The sequence below is a fragment of the Rhodococcus sp. KRD175 genome (assembly GCF_017168275.1).
GTDB classification, from domain to species: Bacteria; Actinomycetota; Actinomycetes; order Mycobacteriales; family Mycobacteriaceae; genus Rhodococcoides; species Rhodococcoides fascians.
In genome coordinates, this window is the sequence record NZ_JABFAQ010000006.1 from 12,612 (window position 1) to 27,956 (window position 15,345).

16 protein-coding genes are annotated in these 15,345 nt (G+C 66.3%); 5 read left to right on the forward strand and 11 right to left on the reverse strand.

The genetic code is table 11. From position 1 onward, the window contains the following. Positions 1-15: 15 nt before the first annotated feature. From rlmB to J1M81_RS11620, 5 genes are read right to left on the reverse strand one after another with little or no spacing between them, the layout of a single operon-like run. On the reverse strand, positions 16-999 hold the full coding sequence (gene rlmB, locus J1M81_RS11600; RefSeq protein ID WP_032373657.1) for a 23S rRNA (guanosine(2251)-2'-O)-methyltransferase RlmB: 984 nt from the start codon (positions 997-999) through the stop codon (positions 16-18). Then, positions 999-2,414: a cysteine--tRNA ligase gene (gene cysS, locus J1M81_RS11605; RefSeq protein ID WP_206498073.1), complete on the reverse strand. Its 1,416-nt coding sequence runs from the start codon at positions 2,412-2,414 to the stop codon at positions 999-1,001. Before cysS ends, rlmB begins: the two co-directional genes overlap by 1 nt. 23 nt (positions 2,415-2,437) lie before the next feature. Beyond that, positions 2,438-2,902 carry a 2-C-methyl-D-erythritol 2,4-cyclodiphosphate synthase gene (gene ispF / locus J1M81_RS11610; protein WP_032400278.1) on the reverse strand — a complete coding sequence of 155 codons (465 nt, stop codon included), beginning with the start codon at positions 2,900-2,902 and terminating at the stop codon, positions 2,438-2,440. Next, on the reverse strand, positions 2,899-3,564 hold the full coding sequence (gene ispD, locus J1M81_RS11615; protein ID WP_032388290.1) for a 2-C-methyl-D-erythritol 4-phosphate cytidylyltransferase: 666 nt from the start codon (positions 3,562-3,564) through the stop codon (positions 2,899-2,901). The genes ispF and ispD overlap by 4 nt, the downstream gene beginning before the upstream one ends. Positions 3,565-3,599: 35 nt before the next feature. Then, a complete protein-coding gene (locus J1M81_RS11620) occupies positions 3,600-4,088 on the reverse strand; it encodes a CarD family transcriptional regulator (protein WP_027494344.1) in 489 nt (162 codons plus the stop codon). A 288-nt stretch (positions 4,089-4,376) separates the two neighbouring features. Here J1M81_RS11620 and J1M81_RS11625 point away from each other — a divergent pair, with 288 nt between their 5' ends. The 3 genes from J1M81_RS11625 to disA all read left to right on the forward strand — a co-directional run bounded on the left by J1M81_RS11625 (position 4,377) and on the right by disA (position 7,650). After that, on the forward strand, positions 4,377-4,985 hold the full coding sequence (locus J1M81_RS11625; RefSeq protein ID WP_027494345.1) for a hypothetical protein: 609 nt from the start codon (positions 4,377-4,379) through the stop codon (positions 4,983-4,985). 53 nt (positions 4,986-5,038) lie between these two features. Then, positions 5,039-6,436, forward strand: a complete 1,398-nt coding sequence (radA, locus tag J1M81_RS11630; RefSeq protein ID WP_027494346.1) for a DNA repair protein RadA — start codon at positions 5,039-5,041, stop codon at positions 6,434-6,436. Between the two features lie 128 nt (positions 6,437-6,564). Further along, on the forward strand, positions 6,565-7,650 hold the full coding sequence (gene disA / locus J1M81_RS11635) for a DNA integrity scanning diadenylate cyclase DisA (protein WP_027494347.1): 1,086 nt from the start codon (positions 6,565-6,567) through the stop codon (positions 7,648-7,650). Positions 7,651-7,697: 47 nt separating this feature from the next. On the opposite strand, the gene J1M81_RS11640 is transcribed toward disA, so the two are convergent. From J1M81_RS11640 to J1M81_RS11650, 3 genes are all read right to left on the reverse strand, one after another. Continuing rightward, entirely contained in the window at positions 7,698-8,567 is an 870-nt protein-coding gene (locus tag J1M81_RS11640; protein WP_032371515.1) for a hypothetical protein, read from the reverse strand. Positions 8,568-8,582: 15 nt separating this feature from the next. Further along, complete coding sequence (locus J1M81_RS11645; RefSeq protein WP_027494349.1) at positions 8,583-9,329, reverse strand: hypothetical protein; 747 nt, start codon at positions 9,327-9,329, stop codon at positions 8,583-8,585. A gap of 111 nt (positions 9,330-9,440) precedes the next feature. Continuing rightward, positions 9,441-10,067 carry a carbonic anhydrase gene (locus J1M81_RS11650; protein WP_027494350.1) on the reverse strand — a complete coding sequence of 209 codons (627 nt, stop codon included), beginning with the start codon at positions 10,065-10,067 and terminating at the stop codon, positions 9,441-9,443. 121 nt (positions 10,068-10,188) lie between these two features. Between J1M81_RS11650 and J1M81_RS11655 the strand changes: the two genes are divergently transcribed. Beyond that, positions 10,189-11,073, forward strand: a complete 885-nt coding sequence (locus tag J1M81_RS11655; protein ID WP_032386079.1) for an A/G-specific adenine glycosylase — start codon at positions 10,189-10,191, stop codon at positions 11,071-11,073. On the opposite strand, the gene J1M81_RS11660 is transcribed toward J1M81_RS11655, so the two are convergent. After that, complete coding sequence (locus tag J1M81_RS11660) at positions 11,070-11,879, reverse strand: alpha/beta fold hydrolase (RefSeq protein ID WP_206498074.1); 810 nt, start codon at positions 11,877-11,879, stop codon at positions 11,070-11,072. The two genes, J1M81_RS11655 and J1M81_RS11660, sit on opposite strands and share 4 nt — an antisense overlap. Continuing rightward, entirely contained in the window at positions 11,846-12,622 is a 777-nt protein-coding gene (locus J1M81_RS11665) for an alpha/beta fold hydrolase (RefSeq protein ID WP_052053258.1), read from the reverse strand. The genes J1M81_RS11660 and J1M81_RS11665 overlap by 34 nt, the downstream gene beginning before the upstream one ends. A 36-nt stretch (positions 12,623-12,658) precedes the next feature. Between J1M81_RS11665 and J1M81_RS11670 the strand changes: the two genes are divergently transcribed. Continuing rightward, positions 12,659-12,970 (forward strand): antibiotic biosynthesis monooxygenase, encoded by a 312-nt coding sequence (locus J1M81_RS11670; protein ID WP_027494354.1) that lies wholly within the window; start codon positions 12,659-12,661, stop codon positions 12,968-12,970. Between the two features lie 16 nt (positions 12,971-12,986). Here the strand turns inward: J1M81_RS11670 and J1M81_RS11675 are convergent, their stop codons facing one another. Continuing rightward, positions 12,987-15,281, reverse strand: coding sequence for a bifunctional diguanylate cyclase/phosphodiesterase (locus J1M81_RS11675; RefSeq protein ID WP_094622827.1), 2,295 nt, complete (start codon positions 15,279-15,281; stop codon positions 12,987-12,989). Between the last annotated feature and the right edge of the window lie 64 nt (positions 15,282-15,345).

Sequence of the window (15,345 nt, forward strand, 5' to 3'; positions counted from 1 at the left end):
AGGCCCCGCGCAACCTCAGCCTCGACGCTGACGCGCGATGTCGGCCAGCACGACGCCGGCAGCGACGGAGGCGTTGAGCGATTCCACCGGCCCGGCCATCGGGATCGACAGGATGTGGTCGCAGGTCTCGCTGACCAGACGCGAGAGGCCCTTGCCCTCGGATCCGACGACGATAACGACCGGTCCCTTACCATCGAAGGTGTCGAGGTCGGTGTCGCCGCCTGCGTCGAGGCCGACGACGGTGACGCCCTTGGACTGCCAATCCTTCAGTGTGCGAGTCAGATTGACCGCCCGCGCGATGGGCAGTCGGGCTGCGGCACCGGCGCTGGTGCGCCATGCCACCGCGGACACGCTGGCGCTGCGACGCTGCGGAATCACGACGCCGTGACCACCGAACGCGGCCACCGAACGCACGACGGCACCGAGGTTGCGCGGGTCGGTGATGTTGTCGAGCGCCACGAGCAGTGCGGGTTCCTGGTGCGTGCGCGCGTTCGAGATCAGATCGTCGGGGTGCGCGTAGCGGTACGGCGGCACCTGCAGGGCCAGGCCCTGGTGCAGTCCGTTGGCGCTGAGCTTGTCCAGATCGGAGCGGGGAACTTCGAGGATGGAGATCCGTGCGTCGCCTGCGCGCTGCACGGCTTCCTTGAGTCGATCGTCGCTGTCGGTGCCGACGGCAACCCACAGGGCGGTGGCGGGCACGCCTGCACGCAGGCACTCGACGACCGGGTTGCGCCCGAGTACCACCTCGGGACCGTCTTCGGCCTTGCGTCCGGCCGGACGTCCACCCGCGCGTCCTCCGGTTGTACCGCCGCGGTTCTGCGCGGACTTCTCGGCGAGCTTGGCCCGACGCGCTGCCGGATGCTTGGTGCGCTCGGAGGCGGGGGGCGTTGCGCCGCGGCCCTCGAGGCCCTTACGACGCTTGCCTCCGGATCCGGCGACCTGACCCTTCTTGGTGCCGTCCTTGCGGATTGCGCCGCGCCTACTCGAATTGCCTGCCATCACAAACCTGCTTCGTCGGTCTTGCTCGTACCCAGCGACCATTCGGGCCCGTTGGGTGTATCTGTCACATCGACTCCGGCCTGCGCCAGTCGATCGCGTATCTCGTCGGCGACGGCCCAGTCCTTGGTCGCCTTCGCCGTTGCTCGACGCTCCAGCTCGGCCTCGACGAGAACGCCGAGTGCACCGAGAGCTGCTGCGTCCGAACCACTGTCGCTCGACCAGTGCGGATCGAGGGGGTCGACACCGAGGATGTCGAGCATCGCCCGCACGCTGCCCGCATGCTCCACGGCTGCCGGTAGATCACCGGACTCGAGGGCGGTGTTGCCGAGGGTGACGGTGGCGTGAATCTCGGCCAACGCTTTGGGCACACCGAGATCGTCGTCCAGAGCCGCGGCAAACCCGGCGGTCCACTTGCCCATCGGTACGTCACCGGCACGTTCGACGGCTCGCCGGACGAACCCTTCGATGCCCCGGTACGTCACCGCCGCGGTCTCGAGCGCAGTGTCGGAGTATTCCAGCATCGAGCGATAGTGCGCGCCACCGAGATAGAACCGAAGTTCTTGCGGCCGAACCTTTTTGAGCACGTTGGGCACCGAGAGGACGTTGCCGAGAGACTTGGACATCTTCTCTCCGCCCATCGTCACCCAACCGTTGTGCAGCCAGTAGCGCGAGAAGCCGTCGCCGGCCGCCATCGATTGGGCTCGCTCGTTCTCGTGATGCGGGAACACGAGATCGAGACCACCGCAATGGATGTCGAAGTCCGCGCCGAGGTACGTCTCCGCCATCGCCGAGCACTCGAGATGCCAGCCGGGACGGCCTGGGCCCCACGGCGTCGGCCACGAGGGCTCGCCGGGCTTGGCACCCTTCCACAGTGTGAAGTCGCGAGGATCGCGCTTGCCCTCGGCAACGCTCTCGCCCTGGTGTACGTCGTCGAGCTTGTGACCGGACAACGCGCCGTAACTCGGGAAACTCTGCACGTCGAAGTACACGTCTCCGCACGAATCGGCATACGCGTGCCCACGCTCGATCAGCCGCTCGATCATCTGGACCATCTGAGTGATGTGGCCCGTCGCACGCGGTTCGGCGGACGGCGGCAGCACACCGAGTCGGTCGTAGGCCCAGGTGAACGAACGCTCGTACGTTGCCGCCCACTCCCACCACGGACGACGGGCGTCGCGCGCCTTGTTCAGGATCTTGTCGTCGATGTCCGTCACGTTGCGAACGAAAGCGACGTCGTAGTCGTGTGCCAACAGCCAGCGGCGCAGGACGTCGAACGCCACTCCGCTGCGTACGTGGCCGATGTGAGGCTCACCCTGCACCGTTGCCCCACACAGGTACACCGATACATGGCCAGGGACCAAGGGGGTGAATTCCCGCAGGGCCCTCGTCTCGGTGTCGTGTAGGTGAAGGGTCACGACCAGCAATGCTACCGGTGGTTTTACCTCGTCATGACAAGTGCGGTCGCGACGGCCGCGATTCCTTCGCCGCGACCGGTCAGCCCGAGCCCATCGGTGGTGGTCGCGGACACCGACACCGGGGCACCGAGCACACCCGAGAGAACGTCCTGCGCCTCGACGCGACGCGGTCCGATCTTGGGCCTATTACCGATGATCTGCACCGCAGCGTTGCCTATCGCAAACCCGTCGGCGTCGAGCAACCGTCGTACCTCGGTCAGCATCGCGGCTCCACTGACCCCGTCCCACTCCGGACGCCCGGTGCCGAAGACCGACCCCAAATCGCCCAGGCCCGCAGCGGACAGCAGGGCGTCACACAGCGCGTGCGCGGCGACGTCGCCGTCGGAGTGGCCCTCGAGACCGTCCGCGTCCTCGAAGAGCAGTCCGGCCAGCCAGCAGGGTCGGCCGGGCGCGATGGGGTGGACGTCGGTGCCGATGCCGACTCTCATAGGAGCGCCTCTGCCAGTAGTAGGTCGTGCGGAGTGGTGATCTTGAATGCGAGCGCGTCGCCGACGATGGTGTGCACCGTCTCGCCGATGCGCTCGACCAGTCCCGCATCGTCGGTGGAGATGTCGGTAGCGGCGGCATAGGCGCGACGCAGGACGTCGGCGTCGAAGCCCTGCGGAGTCTGGACCGCACGCAGACTCGCGCGATCGGGCGTGCCGACCACAGCGCCCATGAGGTCGACTTCCTTGACGGTGTCGACGACGGGCAGCACCGGGATGACCGCTGGGCGTCCGGCTCGGACCTCGGCGACGACGCGGGCGATCAACGCGGGCGGGGTGAGAGCGCGAGCGGCGTCGTGGACGAGCACGACCGAAGCGTCTCCGACGACGGCGAGACCGGCGCGCACCGAATCGGTGCGTTCGCGGCCGCCTGCCACGACGATGACGTCGTCGCCGACGAGCCCGCGGGCCGCGTCGAGCAAGTCGACGGGCACGATGACGACGATGCGGTCGACGGCACCCGAGGCACGCAGTCCGTCCACGGACCGCGTGAGAAGAGAGTCGGTACCCAGACAGACGAAAGCCTTCGGCTCGTCGTGTCCGAGCCGAAGGCCTTTACCTGCTGCGGGTACCAGGGCGACAACGTCGCCGGCGGTACCGTTCACGCTACGAAGCTGCTCATTCTGCGAAGCTGCACACTCTACGAAGCGGTGGCGAGAACTTCGTCGAGCATGGTGTCGGCCTTGGCCTGGTCGGTTCCCTCGGCCAATGCCAACTCGCCGACGAGGATCTGACGCGCCTTGGCGAGCATCCGCTTCTCGCCTGCCGACAATCCACGATCCTGTTCGCGACGCCAGAGATCACGAACGACCTCTGCCACCTTGTTCACGTCACCGGAAGCCAGCTTCTCCAAGTTGGCCTTGTAGCGACGCGACCAGTTGGTGGGCTCTTCGGTGTGCGGTGCGCGCAGCACCTGAAAGACTTTGTCGAGGCCTTCTTGCCCGACGACATCGCGAACGCCGACGTACTCGGCATTGTCCGCGGGGACTCGAACGGTGAGGTCGCCTTGCGCGACCTTGAGAACCAAGTACTCTCTCGGTTCACCCTTGATGGTGCGTGTCTCTATCGCTTCGATCAGCGCCGCTCCGTGATGGGGGTAAACGACGGTGTCTCCGACCTTGAAAATCATGTGACAAGTGCCCCTTTCGATTTATCCAGAATACCACGCCCAATATCAACGGCGCAGGTCAGGGGCACAGTGCTGCCGAATCAGGGGTTGACACAGACCGTTCGACGTGTATCCGATGCCACATTTCGGCCGCGGTCGTAACACCCCCGTTCCGTGCGGAAGGCTGCCCTACCTGGCGCATCGTGAGCAGTGGCGGACCCCACGAGCGGTCGGTGGACGAGAACTACTACTCTGCCTAGTGGACGAGATGGACCGAGCCGGCCCGGCACCACATGGAGGACGACCGAAGTGACTGCAATCGACGCTGCGACACCGCTTGGCCGCCATCGCAGAACGGCCGCCGCCCTCGCGCTTCTCGCTGGTGGCACCCTCGTACTCACCGCCTGCGGCGCAGGTCAGATCTCGCAGACGGCCACTCAGGTCGCGGCGGTCAACGGCAATTCCGTCGACGTCGGAGACATTCAGCTTCGCAACGTGCACGTCGTGTACCCCTCCTCCGAGGAGTACAGCATCGAGCCCGGCGGCACCGTCGAGCTCGGCTTCACGGCCATCAACGCCAACCCCGCCGTGGCGGACGAGCTGACCGGGATCTCCTCTCCCGAGGCTCAGGTCACCATCGTCGACGAGGCAGAACCGGGCAGCACCGAGATCGCTCCGCTGACCGCGCTCGGTGCCGGATCACCCGCCGACACGCAGCTGGACGATCCTCTGCTTCCGATCCAGCTCATCAAGGTCGAAATGGCCGACATCAGCGAGAACGTGCGCCCGGGCCTGACGCTGCCGGTCACCTTCGAGTTCGCGAATGCGGGCGATGTTGTCGTCAACGTCCCCGTCGACGCCGGTCACGAACTCGAGCGCTCCGAAGAGGCAGTCTCCGAGCACAGCGGCGGGCACTGACCCCTCCGTACGAGGTCACCGGACCTGTCGGTGCCGATCGTTAGGCTTCCGACGTGGTCAAACTGAAGTCGAGCTACCGCTGCTCCGCGTGTCATCATTCGGTCTCCAAGTGGGTCGGTCGGTGTCCCGAATGCGGCGACTGGGGCTCGATGGACGAGGTCCAGGCCACCGCGGCACCACTCACGTCGCGCGCAGGTGCATCGGCGCTCCGCTCGGGCGGCGGCGCCATGATCCCGACGACGCCCGCAGCTGCACTGACGACCATCAGCAGCGCAACCTCGCAGGCGAACACCACCGGCATCGACGAGTTCGATCGTGTCCTCGGCGGCGGTCTGGTCCCCGGTTCGGTCGTTCTGCTGGCCGGCGAGCCGGGCGTCGGCAAGTCGACGCTGCTGCTCGAGGTGGTGCATCGGTGGGCTCGTTCGGCTCCCGATCGCCGCGCGCTCTATGTCACCGGCGAGGAATCCGCAGGGCAGGTTCGGCTGCGAGCCGACCGTACCGGCGCGGTGCACGAGCGCGTCTTTCTCGCCGCCGAGTCCGATCTGGCAACCGTGTTCGGACACGTCGAACAGGTCAAGCCCAGCCTGCTGATCGTCGATTCGGTGCAGACGATGCTCGCCGCCGACGTCGACGGCGTCATCGGCGGTGTCACTCAGGTCCGCGCCATCACCAGTGCGTTGACCACTCTGGCCAAGACCACCGGAGTCGCCGTTCTGCTCGTGGGGCACGTGACGAAGGAAGGCGCGGTGGCAGGCCCACGCTCGCTCGAACACCTCGTCGACGTGGTCCTCAACTTCGAGGGCGACAAGCACTCCACGCTGCGCATGATTCGCGGCGTCAAGAACCGGTTCGGTGCCTCGGACGAGGTGGGCTGCTTCGAGTTGCGGGAGACCGGAATCGTCGGCATCAGTGACCCGTCCGGGCTGTTCCTGCATCACCGCAACGACGCCGTCCCCGGGACCGCCGTCACCGTCACGATGGACGGCAAGCGACCGCTGCTGGCCGAGCTGCAGGCACTGATCGTCGACACCGCCATGCCGTCACCGCGACGTGCGGTCAGCGGACTCGATCACGCCCGTGTCGCGATGATTCTGGCCGTACTGGAACGCCGGTGCGGGGTGAAGGTGTCCAAGGCCGAGGTCTACGCCGCGACGGTCGGCGGGATGCGCACGAGTGAGCCGTCCGCAGATTTGGCTCTGGCGGCTGCGGTGGCGTCGGCGGTGCGTGATCAACCGTTGCCCGCAGGAATGGTGATTCTGGGGGAAGTAGGGCTCGCCGGCGAGGTACGACGCGTCGCCGGGCTCGGGCGCCGCCTCGCCGAGGCAGCCAGACTGGGGTTCAACTACGCCATCGTCCCCGAGGACGCGGGCCCCATCCCGCCCGGCATCAAGGTCAAAACCGTCACCAACGTCGGTGAGGCCCTGACCTACACGCGTATGCGGCCGGTATGACACCGGGCGGTACCCTTTACGGCGCTGCCCGTGTGCAACGGCGTGGCCCGCATTCGGCGGCGCGTTAGTCTTTGTTGGGCACGAGCTCCAGATCTGCCGCATGCCGTTACGACACGAGGGGGTTGGCCATGGAAGGCGCCGCGCAGTCCCCGGCGTTACGCGAGACCATCGCTCGACTGGCACCGGGCACCGCCCTGCGGGACGGTCTCGAACGAATCCTGCGCGGCCGCACCGGCGGATTGATCGTCCTGGGCTACGACGAAGAGGTCGAGGCCATCTGCGACGGCGGGTTCGAGCTCGATGTCGAGTTCGCGCCGACACGACTGCGCGAGCTGTCGAAAATGGATGGCGCAGTAGTGCTTTCGACCGACGGGCAGCGCATCGTTCGGGCCAATGTTCAGCTCGTCCCGGACCACAAGATTCCTACCGTCGAATCCGGCACCCGACACCGCGCGGCCGAGCGAACCGCGATGCAGACCGGGTATCCCGTTGTCTCCGTGAGCCAGTCGATGAGCATCGTCAGTGTCTACATCAGCGGCATCAGGCACGTCGTCGAGGGCTCCGCCACCATTCTTTCGCGCGCCAATCAGGCCGTCGCCACGCTCGAGCGATACAAGGCCCGGCTCGACGAGAACACGCGTCAGCTCTCGGTCGTGGAGATCGAAGATTTCGTGACCCTGCGCGACGCGTTGACCGTCGCGCAGCGCCTCGAGATGGTGCGACGGGTGTCGGTGGAAATCGAGCAGAACGTCCTCGAGCTCGGTACCGACGGCCGTCAGCTCGCTCTTCAGCTCGAAGAGTTGTTGGGCGACAACGACATCGACCGTCAACTGATCGTGCGCGACTATCTCGCCGGCAACGAACCGTCGAGCACCACCGGTGTGGAGAAAGCGCTCGCGGCGCTGGACAAGCTGACCGATGTCGACCTGTTGGACCTGACGACTCTGTCCCGGGCATTCGGTTATCCCGCGACCATCGAAGCGTTGGACACCCCGATGAGTCCGCGCGGTTATCGCGTACTGACGCGAGTGCCGCGGTTGCAGTTCAGCCAGATTCACCGACTCGTGGGCGCATTCGGCACTTTGCAGGGCCTGCTTGCCGCCACCGCAGCCGATCTGCAGTCGGTCGACGGCATCGGCGGCCTGTGGGCCAGGCACATTCGAGAGGGGCTGTCGCGCTTGGCAGAGGCCTCGATCTCCGGGCCCTACGACTAGGAAGCGCTACGACCGTGACCCGGGACCACTGGGAGAACCGGTAACCCCTACCGCTTCTTGGTCCCCGGGAGGAAACCAGCGTCGATCACGGCTTTCACGTAGGGCCGTGCGCTCGTGATCAGCTGCTCCGCATCCGGAACGGTCTTCCACACTGCCGAAGCCATGGCGTCGGTGCGATCCTCGATGTGCCGATCGAGAGCGGTGCCGGCCTCGGTCAACGTCTCCCCCTCGGCAGAAGTGGTGAGCAGTCCCCGGACGGCGAGTCGTTCTGCAGCCGAATCCCATTCGGTCTCGGACCACTGTCGCGTCAGCTGTGTGATGCGCTTGCCGAGTGCTCGGCGCCCGGGCTGCGGTGTCGGACGGACAGCTTCGTGGAACACCGCTGCTTCCGCGGGGTCGAGTTCCGCGTCGATCAAGGCGGCGAGGTGGCCGTCGCCCCGCCATTCACGCAGCACGGTGATCGAATGCCACAGGGCGAGATGAGGCACGTCGGGTCGTTCGGTGGAATGCCATGCTGCTGCGAGAGGACGGCCGGCGAAGGACGCCGCGTCGCCGATGCTGCGCAGTCGCTCCGCGATGGTCGCGAGATCGGGCTCGGAGGCCAAGGAACCCAATGCTGCGCCGAGGACGGAGTCGAGCAGTGCCCACCGGCGATCGGACACTGCATCCAGACCGACGGCCACAGCGGCCGGCCACGCCTGCTCGATCAACACCGGGTTGAAGTTGTAGAACGCAGCCGCGACGACGCTGGGCGCGCACGGACCCATCGGCGCGGCCCGTGCGCCCACGTACCAGGCATGACCGTCGAGTCCGGTGTCCTCGTACGCAGATCCGAGTTCAGGATTGAAGTACGCGGTCACATGGAAGGGTTCGAGCGTCGTGTAGGCCGCTCGGGCAAGCGCTGTCGGGGTGGTCATGAGGTTCGACCGTACTCAGCCGGTGATGTTGAACGGTTCCGGCACGCTCTTGAGCTCGCCGAGCTGCGCGATGGCCTGGTATGCACCGACGCCGACCGGGACGCGCTCTTCACCGCAGCCGGGAACCGAGTTGGTGCCCGACCACTTCACCGTGAAGCCGGCCTGCTCACCGGGCTTGAAGGTTCGCAGATCCGACGCAGCGTTCGGGAAGCAGTCGATGTTGGACCAGATGCGCTGATTGTCGAGTGTGTAGACGAGCGCCTGCTGCAGCCCGGCACCGACGTCGCGCTGGCACTCCGCTGACCCGATGTTGGTGATCACGACGGTGAACACGGGCTCTTCGCCGAGGCGATAGGTGGCCTTCTCGGGCGTCACCTTGATCGCGAGGGACTGATCCGGGCACTGGTTGGCGATCGCCGGAGCGGGCGCACCACTGGTCGTTGCTGCTGTCGTGCCACCGCCGGCCGCGGAGTCGGTACCGCCGCCCGAACCACCGGACCCACCGGAACCGCCCGATCCCTCACCCGAACCACCGGAGCCACCCGAACCACCGGGCGTGGCAGACGAGCTGGGCGACGGCAGCGCGGACGTGGTCGCCGGAGCTGCGACCCCGGCCGGAGCGGCCTCGGGGTCGTCGGAACGACCGCTGAGCGAGGCGATGAACCACACGATCAAGCCGAGGACGACAACGGCCGCACCGATGGCGAGTGCGCGGCGTCGCCAATAGATTTCGGGAGGCAATGGCCCGGTCGGTTCCAACACGAATCAACCGTATGCGGCCGAAGCCACGCTATCCCTGAGCCCACGCGGCGTGTCGCACCGGCGAACGGGCTTTCGGGGGCTGCCGGACCGTCAGGCGGGCTGTTCGACCGTTCAGGCCGGCTGCTCGCCGATGTCGCCGATGACCTCGCGAAGCTGCGCACGCCCCTTGGACAGCTGGTACGTGAGCCCGACGATCGCCAGCTCGCCGGCTTCGACCTTCTCGGCGACGATGCGCGAACGCTGCATCAGCAGGTTGCCGGTTTCCTGGACGTGGCGCGCCTCGAACTCGTCGACGGCTTCGTGGCCGTCGCGTCGGGCCGAGAGCACCGACGGGGTGACGCGCTCGACGACGTCGCGGATGTAGCCGCCGGGCACGTCACCGCTCTCGAGTGCGTCGACGGTCGCCTGGACGGCACCGCAGTGGTCGTGTCCGAGCACGACGATCAGCGGAGCATTGAGCACCGCGACGCCGTACTCGATGGAGCCGAGAACGGCGGAATCGACGACGTGGCCGGCGGTACGAACGACGAACATGTCGCCGAGGCCCTGATCGAAGATGATCTCGGCGGCGACGCGTGAGTCGGCGCAGCCGAACAGGATGGCCCCGGGGTGCTGAGCGCTCTCGAGCCGGGCGCGGTCCTCGATACCCTGCGACGGATGCAGGACCTCTCCGGAGACGAACCGTTGGTTGCCTTCCTTGAGTGACTTCCAGGCAGCGATCGGATTCGAAGCAGGCATAGCTCTCATTGTGCACGCGCAGCGGGTTACCGGCGAGTCGGGTGCACGCGCAGCGGGTTACCGGCGAGTCGGGTTCACTACTGTTGGTACCCGTCACAGACACGAGAAGAAGGGCGCACAGTTGCCGATCGATCCCGAGGCCCTGCTCGGATGGTTCGATACCGACGGACGCGACCTGCCGTGGCGTCGTCCGGGAGTGACCGCATGGCAGATCCTGATGAGCGAGATCATGCTGCAGCAGACGCCCGTCGTGCGGGTGGCTCCCATCTGGGAGCAGTGGGTGCAGCGATGGCCGGTCCCCTCGGCGATGGCCGCGTCGTCGCAGGCCGAGGTGCTGCGGGCGTGGGGGAAGCTGGGGTACCCGCGTCGCGCATTGCGTCTGCACGAGTGTTCTCGGGTGCTCGCCGAGGACTACGGCGACGAGGTTCCGCGGGACGTCGATACCCTGCTCGGCCTGCCCGGCATCGGGGCCTATACGGCCAGGGCGGTGGCGACTTTCGCGTACGGCCAGCGAGTTCCGGTGGTGGACACCAATGTTCGACGCGTCGTCGCGCGTGCGTTGCACGGCAACGCCGAGCCTGGAAATCCCTCGACGACAAGGGATTTGGCCGACGTCGAACAACTGCTTCCGGTCAGCGTGCCCCGCGCCGCCCGATACTCGGCGGCGTTGATGGAGCTCGGTGCGCTCATCTGCACCGCCAAGAATCCGGCGTGCCTGCTGTGCCCACTTCCCGAGTGCGCCTGGATCGAGGCCGGGCGGCCTGCGCACACCGGCCCGGCGAAGAAGGTGCAGAAATTCGCCGGAACCGATCGACAGGTACGCGGCAAACTGATGTCGGTCCTGCGGGAGAGCACCGGGCCGGTGGAGCGGGCTCAGCTCGACATCGTCTGGCCCACCGACCCAACCCAGCGTGACCGCGCGTTGGACTCACTGTTGACCGACGGCTTGATCGAGCAGACCGAATCGGGCTTGTTCGCGCTGGCCGGTGAGGGTTCGGACAGCTAGGACGCCAGAAACTCCACCAGAGTCGCATTGACCGCATCGGGTCGTTCGAGGTAGCCGAAGTGGCCCGTATCGGCGATTTCGACGTAGCGCGCACCGGGTATCGCCGCCGCTACTTCAAGACACTGCTGCACCGGGATGAGCCGGTCGTCGGCGAATCCGACGACGAGCGACTTGGCCGAAATTCGGCGATACGCTGTCAATCTGTCTGTGCCGGCACGCATTTCGAGTCCGATCTGTGCCCGCATACCGGCCGTCTTCTTGCCGCCGGAGTATTCGAGCACCGCCAGCCAGTCGCCGATCGCTGCCTCGTCGGCCAAAGTCTTGGGCGAGAAGTTCTGCATCGCAGTCATCGCCGCCCGGTACGAGGCCGGAAGTTCGACTCCGGCGTCGAACAGATCTTTCTCGCCCTTCGTCAGCTGCTGACGCATCGTCGTGTTCCTGCCGTAGGTGGCCATCATCACTGCGTGCGACACCAGATCCGGCCGCGCCAACGCCAATTCCTGGGTGACGCGTGCGCCCATCGACGTGCCGACGACGCGCACCTTTCCGCCGCCGAGATGTTCGATCAAGGCGGCGGTGTCTGCGACCAGGTCGTCGAGCGTCATCCCGCGCGCACACTCGGACGACGGTGCGATACCGCGATTGTCGAATGTGACCACGCGATATCCGCTCTTCACCAGCGCGGGAACCTGATGGGTTCGCCAGACGCGGCCCGGGCTTCCCGTTCCCATCACCAGAACCACGAGCGGTCCGTCACCGGTGACGTCGTAGTTCAGGTCGATTCCGTTGAGCTGTGCGAGCGGCATTCGGATGATCCTAGTGTGCGCAGGAACCCCTCGACGGCGTCGCGATACCGCTCCGGGGCTTCGTCGTGAACGAGATGCGCCGCACCCTCGACTCGGACGTATACCGATCCGGGCTTGGCCGAGTGCATTCGGCTCATCTGGCCGGCCGGCGTGATGGTGTGCTCACCTTCGATCAACAAAACCGGAGCACGGACGGCATCCCATTCGTTCCAGAAGTGCCGCGTCCCCCACTCCTGCGAAATGGCCTCGAACGTATCGACGTCACCGTGCAGTCGCCAGCCGTCGTCGCTGAGCTCGAACGAATCCAGAAAGTACTGTCCGGCAACATCTCCGAAGAAGGCGCGTACCGCGTCGGCGTCCGGGAACGGTTGCGGCCACGCCCGGATCATCGCCGCCCAGCCGTCCGCCGTTCGACCGCGAAAGTCCGGCGCGATGTCTTCGACGACGAGCGCGGTGACCAGATCCGGTCGCCGCGCAGCCGCACACCAGCCGTGCAGCGCTCCCATCGAATGACCGACCAGCACACTGGGACCCACCGTTTCGAGGTGCTCGATCAGGTCGTCCACGAACGCCTCGGTCGTCAGCTCGGGCGGCGGAGGCCGACGGTGACCCGGGGCGTCGTAGGTGTGCACCCGCCCGAATTCTCGGAGCCACGGAATCTGGCGTCGCCACGTCGCCGCACTGCCCATCAGCCCGTGCAGCAGCAGTATCGAACGGCCGGATCCACCCTCGTCGTAGAGCATCACCGCCGAGCATATCGGCGGGGTAGTCTCCCGAGAATGGCCATTGTGAAGATCAACGCGATCGACGTACCCGAGGGCGCAGGCCCCGAGCTCGAGAAGCGCTTCGCCGCGCGTGCCGGAACGGTCGACGGTTCGCCCGGTTTCCTCGGGTTCCAGTTGCTCCGTCCGGTCAAGGGCGAGACACGCTATTTCGTCGTCACCCAGTGGGAGGACGAGGAGTCGTTCCAGGCCTGGTCCGGTGGCCCGTCACGGCAGGCGCACGCTGGTTCCGGCGAGAGCAAGCCGGTCGCGTCGGGCGCGTCGCTGCTGGAGTTCGAGGTCGTGCTGGACGTGCCCGCCACCTCGTGACGACGCAGTTCGCCCGTCAGATGGGCTGACGGGCGAGCTCCCACTCCAGTCTGGTGGGCGTATCGGAATCGAGTTTGTGCACGGCGTCGAACAACAGCTCGGCAGGCATCGGGCGACCGAGGTAAAAGCCTTGTGCCGCATCGCAACCCAGCCGACGAAGGGCGTCGAGGGTGCCTGCATCCTCGACGCCCTCGGCCATGATTCGCACACCCAGACTGCGGGCCAGGTCGATGGTCGAGCGAACGATGGACGCGTCGGTGTCGTCGGAGTTCATCTTCGAGACGAACGAGCGGTCGATCTTGAGGGTCTGCACCGGCAGGGTCTGCAGGTACGCCAGCGAGCTGTAGCCGGTCCCGTAATCGTCGATGGCCAGAGTCACCCCCAGGCTGCGCAACGAGGTCAACGCAGCCACCGATCGCACCGGGTCGGTCATGGCTGTCGTTTCGGTGACCTCGAACTCCAGGGCGTGCGCCGGTACCGAGTGTTTCGCCAGTGCCGCGGCGACCTGTTCGGTGAGTGTCTCGTCGAGAAGATTCCGAACCGAAAGGTTCACCGAGACAGACAGAGTGATGCCTCGCCGCCGTAGTGCGCTGCACTGCGCGAGTGCCTCGTCCAGTACCAGTGCGGTGATGGCGGGCAACATGCCGGTGCGCTCGGCATCGGGGAGAAACGTCGACGGCCCGATCAGTCCCTCGCGAGGGTGCAGCCACCGCAGCAGAGCCTCGACCCGGTCGACACTGCCCGACTCGAGATCGAGACACGGCTGGAAGAACACCCGGAGCTGATGGTCACGGATCGCCGTGTCGAGCTCGCCCAACAGTCGCATCTGGTCGTGTCGGTTTCGGTCCATGTCGGGCTCGTACAGACCGATGCGAGCATGGCCTGCCTTCGCGGACGTCAACGCCACATGAGCTCGCTGCAACATCGCCTCGCCGTCGACGCCGTTCGTCTCGGACGCCCCCGAACACTCCTCGAACGCCGCTATCCCTACCGCCGCGTCGAGGGCGACGTTGATGTCGTGCACGAACATCGTTCTGCTGACCGCGAATTGGAGCCGATGAGCCATGTCGAAAATATCGGTCCTGCCCGGCAGCCGACGCATCGCCACGACGAACTGATCGCCTCCCAACCGTCCCACCAGATCGTCGGACCGCACCGAGGCGACGAGGCGATGGCCGATCTCGCGGAGCACGCTGTCGCCCACGCTGTAACCGAAGGTCTCGTTGATCTGAGCGAAACGGTCGATGTCGACCACGAGCGTGAAGACGTCCGATTCGCCGCGCGTGGCGAGCATCGTGTCGAGCCGCTCCCGAAGCAGCCTGCGGTTGCCCAGTCCGGTAACGGCATCCGTTCGTGCCACGTTCTCGAGCACCGAAGCCTGCCTGCGCAGCGTTCCGAGGAAGCAGGCCATCCTGCCGCCGACCAGGGATATGACCAACGCAGAGGACAGCACGATCACCCAACCCCACTGCGCGACGGGCACTCCGCGAGCCAGTTGCACGGCCATGGCCGCCGGGGTGACGGCAACCGCGAGACCCAGACCGACGAATCGTGCTCGCCCGAACCTGAACGGACTGGGCCGCTCGATCCGTGCGACCGCCCGCTCCGGCACGAACAGCGCAACGACTCCGAAGCACACGTAGGCCGCCAGCCACAGCGTGTTCGGGATCAGCGAGCGGTAGAGCTCGACATCGTCGAGCCGAGAGTAGGTGGCGAAGTCGGACACGGTGAGAAGCACTGTGCCGATGGTGGCAGCCACGACCGGGATTCCGGTCGAACGCGTCAACAGATAGAGACTGCCGATGAGAGTGAGTAAGAACGCGTCGATGGTCAGGTAGACGGTCGCAGGCAGGAACGAGAGCATCGAGGCCAGCGGCCCCGTCCAGTCGCCGGGAACGACGAACATCCACGCGGCCAGACCGACGCCCACTGCGACCACCAGACATTCGAGCAGCTCTTCCAGACCGAAAACGAGCCCGTTCTCGTCGGCCGCACGCGCGAACCCCACAGCGATGATCACGTACCCGGCCAGAAACAGCACGTCCGCGGCCGAGAAAGTCGAGACCCGACCGCCCCCGTACTGCATCAGGGCGACCAAGCCGTCGCCCACGCCCCAACAGCCGACACCGAGGGCCATGTACTTCCATGTGCGCCGATCCGGACCGTTCTCGCGCAGGTACCGATAGACGAATGCCGCCATTGTGGCCAGGACCACGATTGCATAGACGATGTCGCGGGGTAATCCGTGCGGGGCTGCCGCGTGCGCTGCGACTGCGAGGGCACCCAGGCCTAGGAAGCGCGTCCACAACATGGTGGGCACATCCTTCCTAGGCTGGTCGTTACATTCCCCGAAGGTATGCAACAGCCGATCTAAC

Bases quoted from the DNA above. Each gene is read 5' to 3' on its own strand.
- rlmB (WP_032373657.1), bottom strand. From the start codon at position 999: ATGGCAGGCAATTCGAGTAGGCGCGGCGCAATCCGCAAGGACGGCACC.
- ispF (WP_032400278.1), bottom strand. From the start codon at position 2,902: ATGAGAGTCGGCATCGGCACCGACGTCCACCCCATCGCGCCCGGCCGA.
- J1M81_RS11620 (WP_027494344.1), bottom strand. From the start codon at position 4,088: ATGATTTTCAAGGTCGGAGACACCGTCGTTTACCCCCATCACGGAGCG.
- disA (WP_027494347.1), top strand. From the start codon at position 6,565: ATGGAAGGCGCCGCGCAGTCCCCGGCGTTACGCGAGACCATCGCTCGA.
- J1M81_RS11640 (WP_032371515.1), bottom strand. From the start codon at position 8,567: ATGACCACCCCGACAGCGCTTGCCCGAGCGGCCTACACGACGCTCGAA.
- J1M81_RS11650 (WP_027494350.1), bottom strand. From the start codon at position 10,067: ATGCCTGCTTCGAATCCGATCGCTGCCTGGAAGTCACTCAAGGAAGGC.
- J1M81_RS11660 (WP_206498074.1), bottom strand. From the start codon at position 11,879: ATGCCGCTCGCACAGCTCAACGGAATCGACCTGAACTACGACGTCACC.
- J1M81_RS11665 (WP_052053258.1), bottom strand. From the start codon at position 12,622: ATGCTCTACGACGAGGGTGGATCCGGCCGTTCGATACTGCTGCTGCAC.
- J1M81_RS11670 (WP_027494354.1), top strand. From the start codon at position 12,659: ATGGCCATTGTGAAGATCAACGCGATCGACGTACCCGAGGGCGCAGGC.
- J1M81_RS11675 (WP_094622827.1), bottom strand. From the start codon at position 15,281: ATGTTGTGGACGCGCTTCCTAGGCCTGGGTGCCCTCGCAGTCGCAGCG.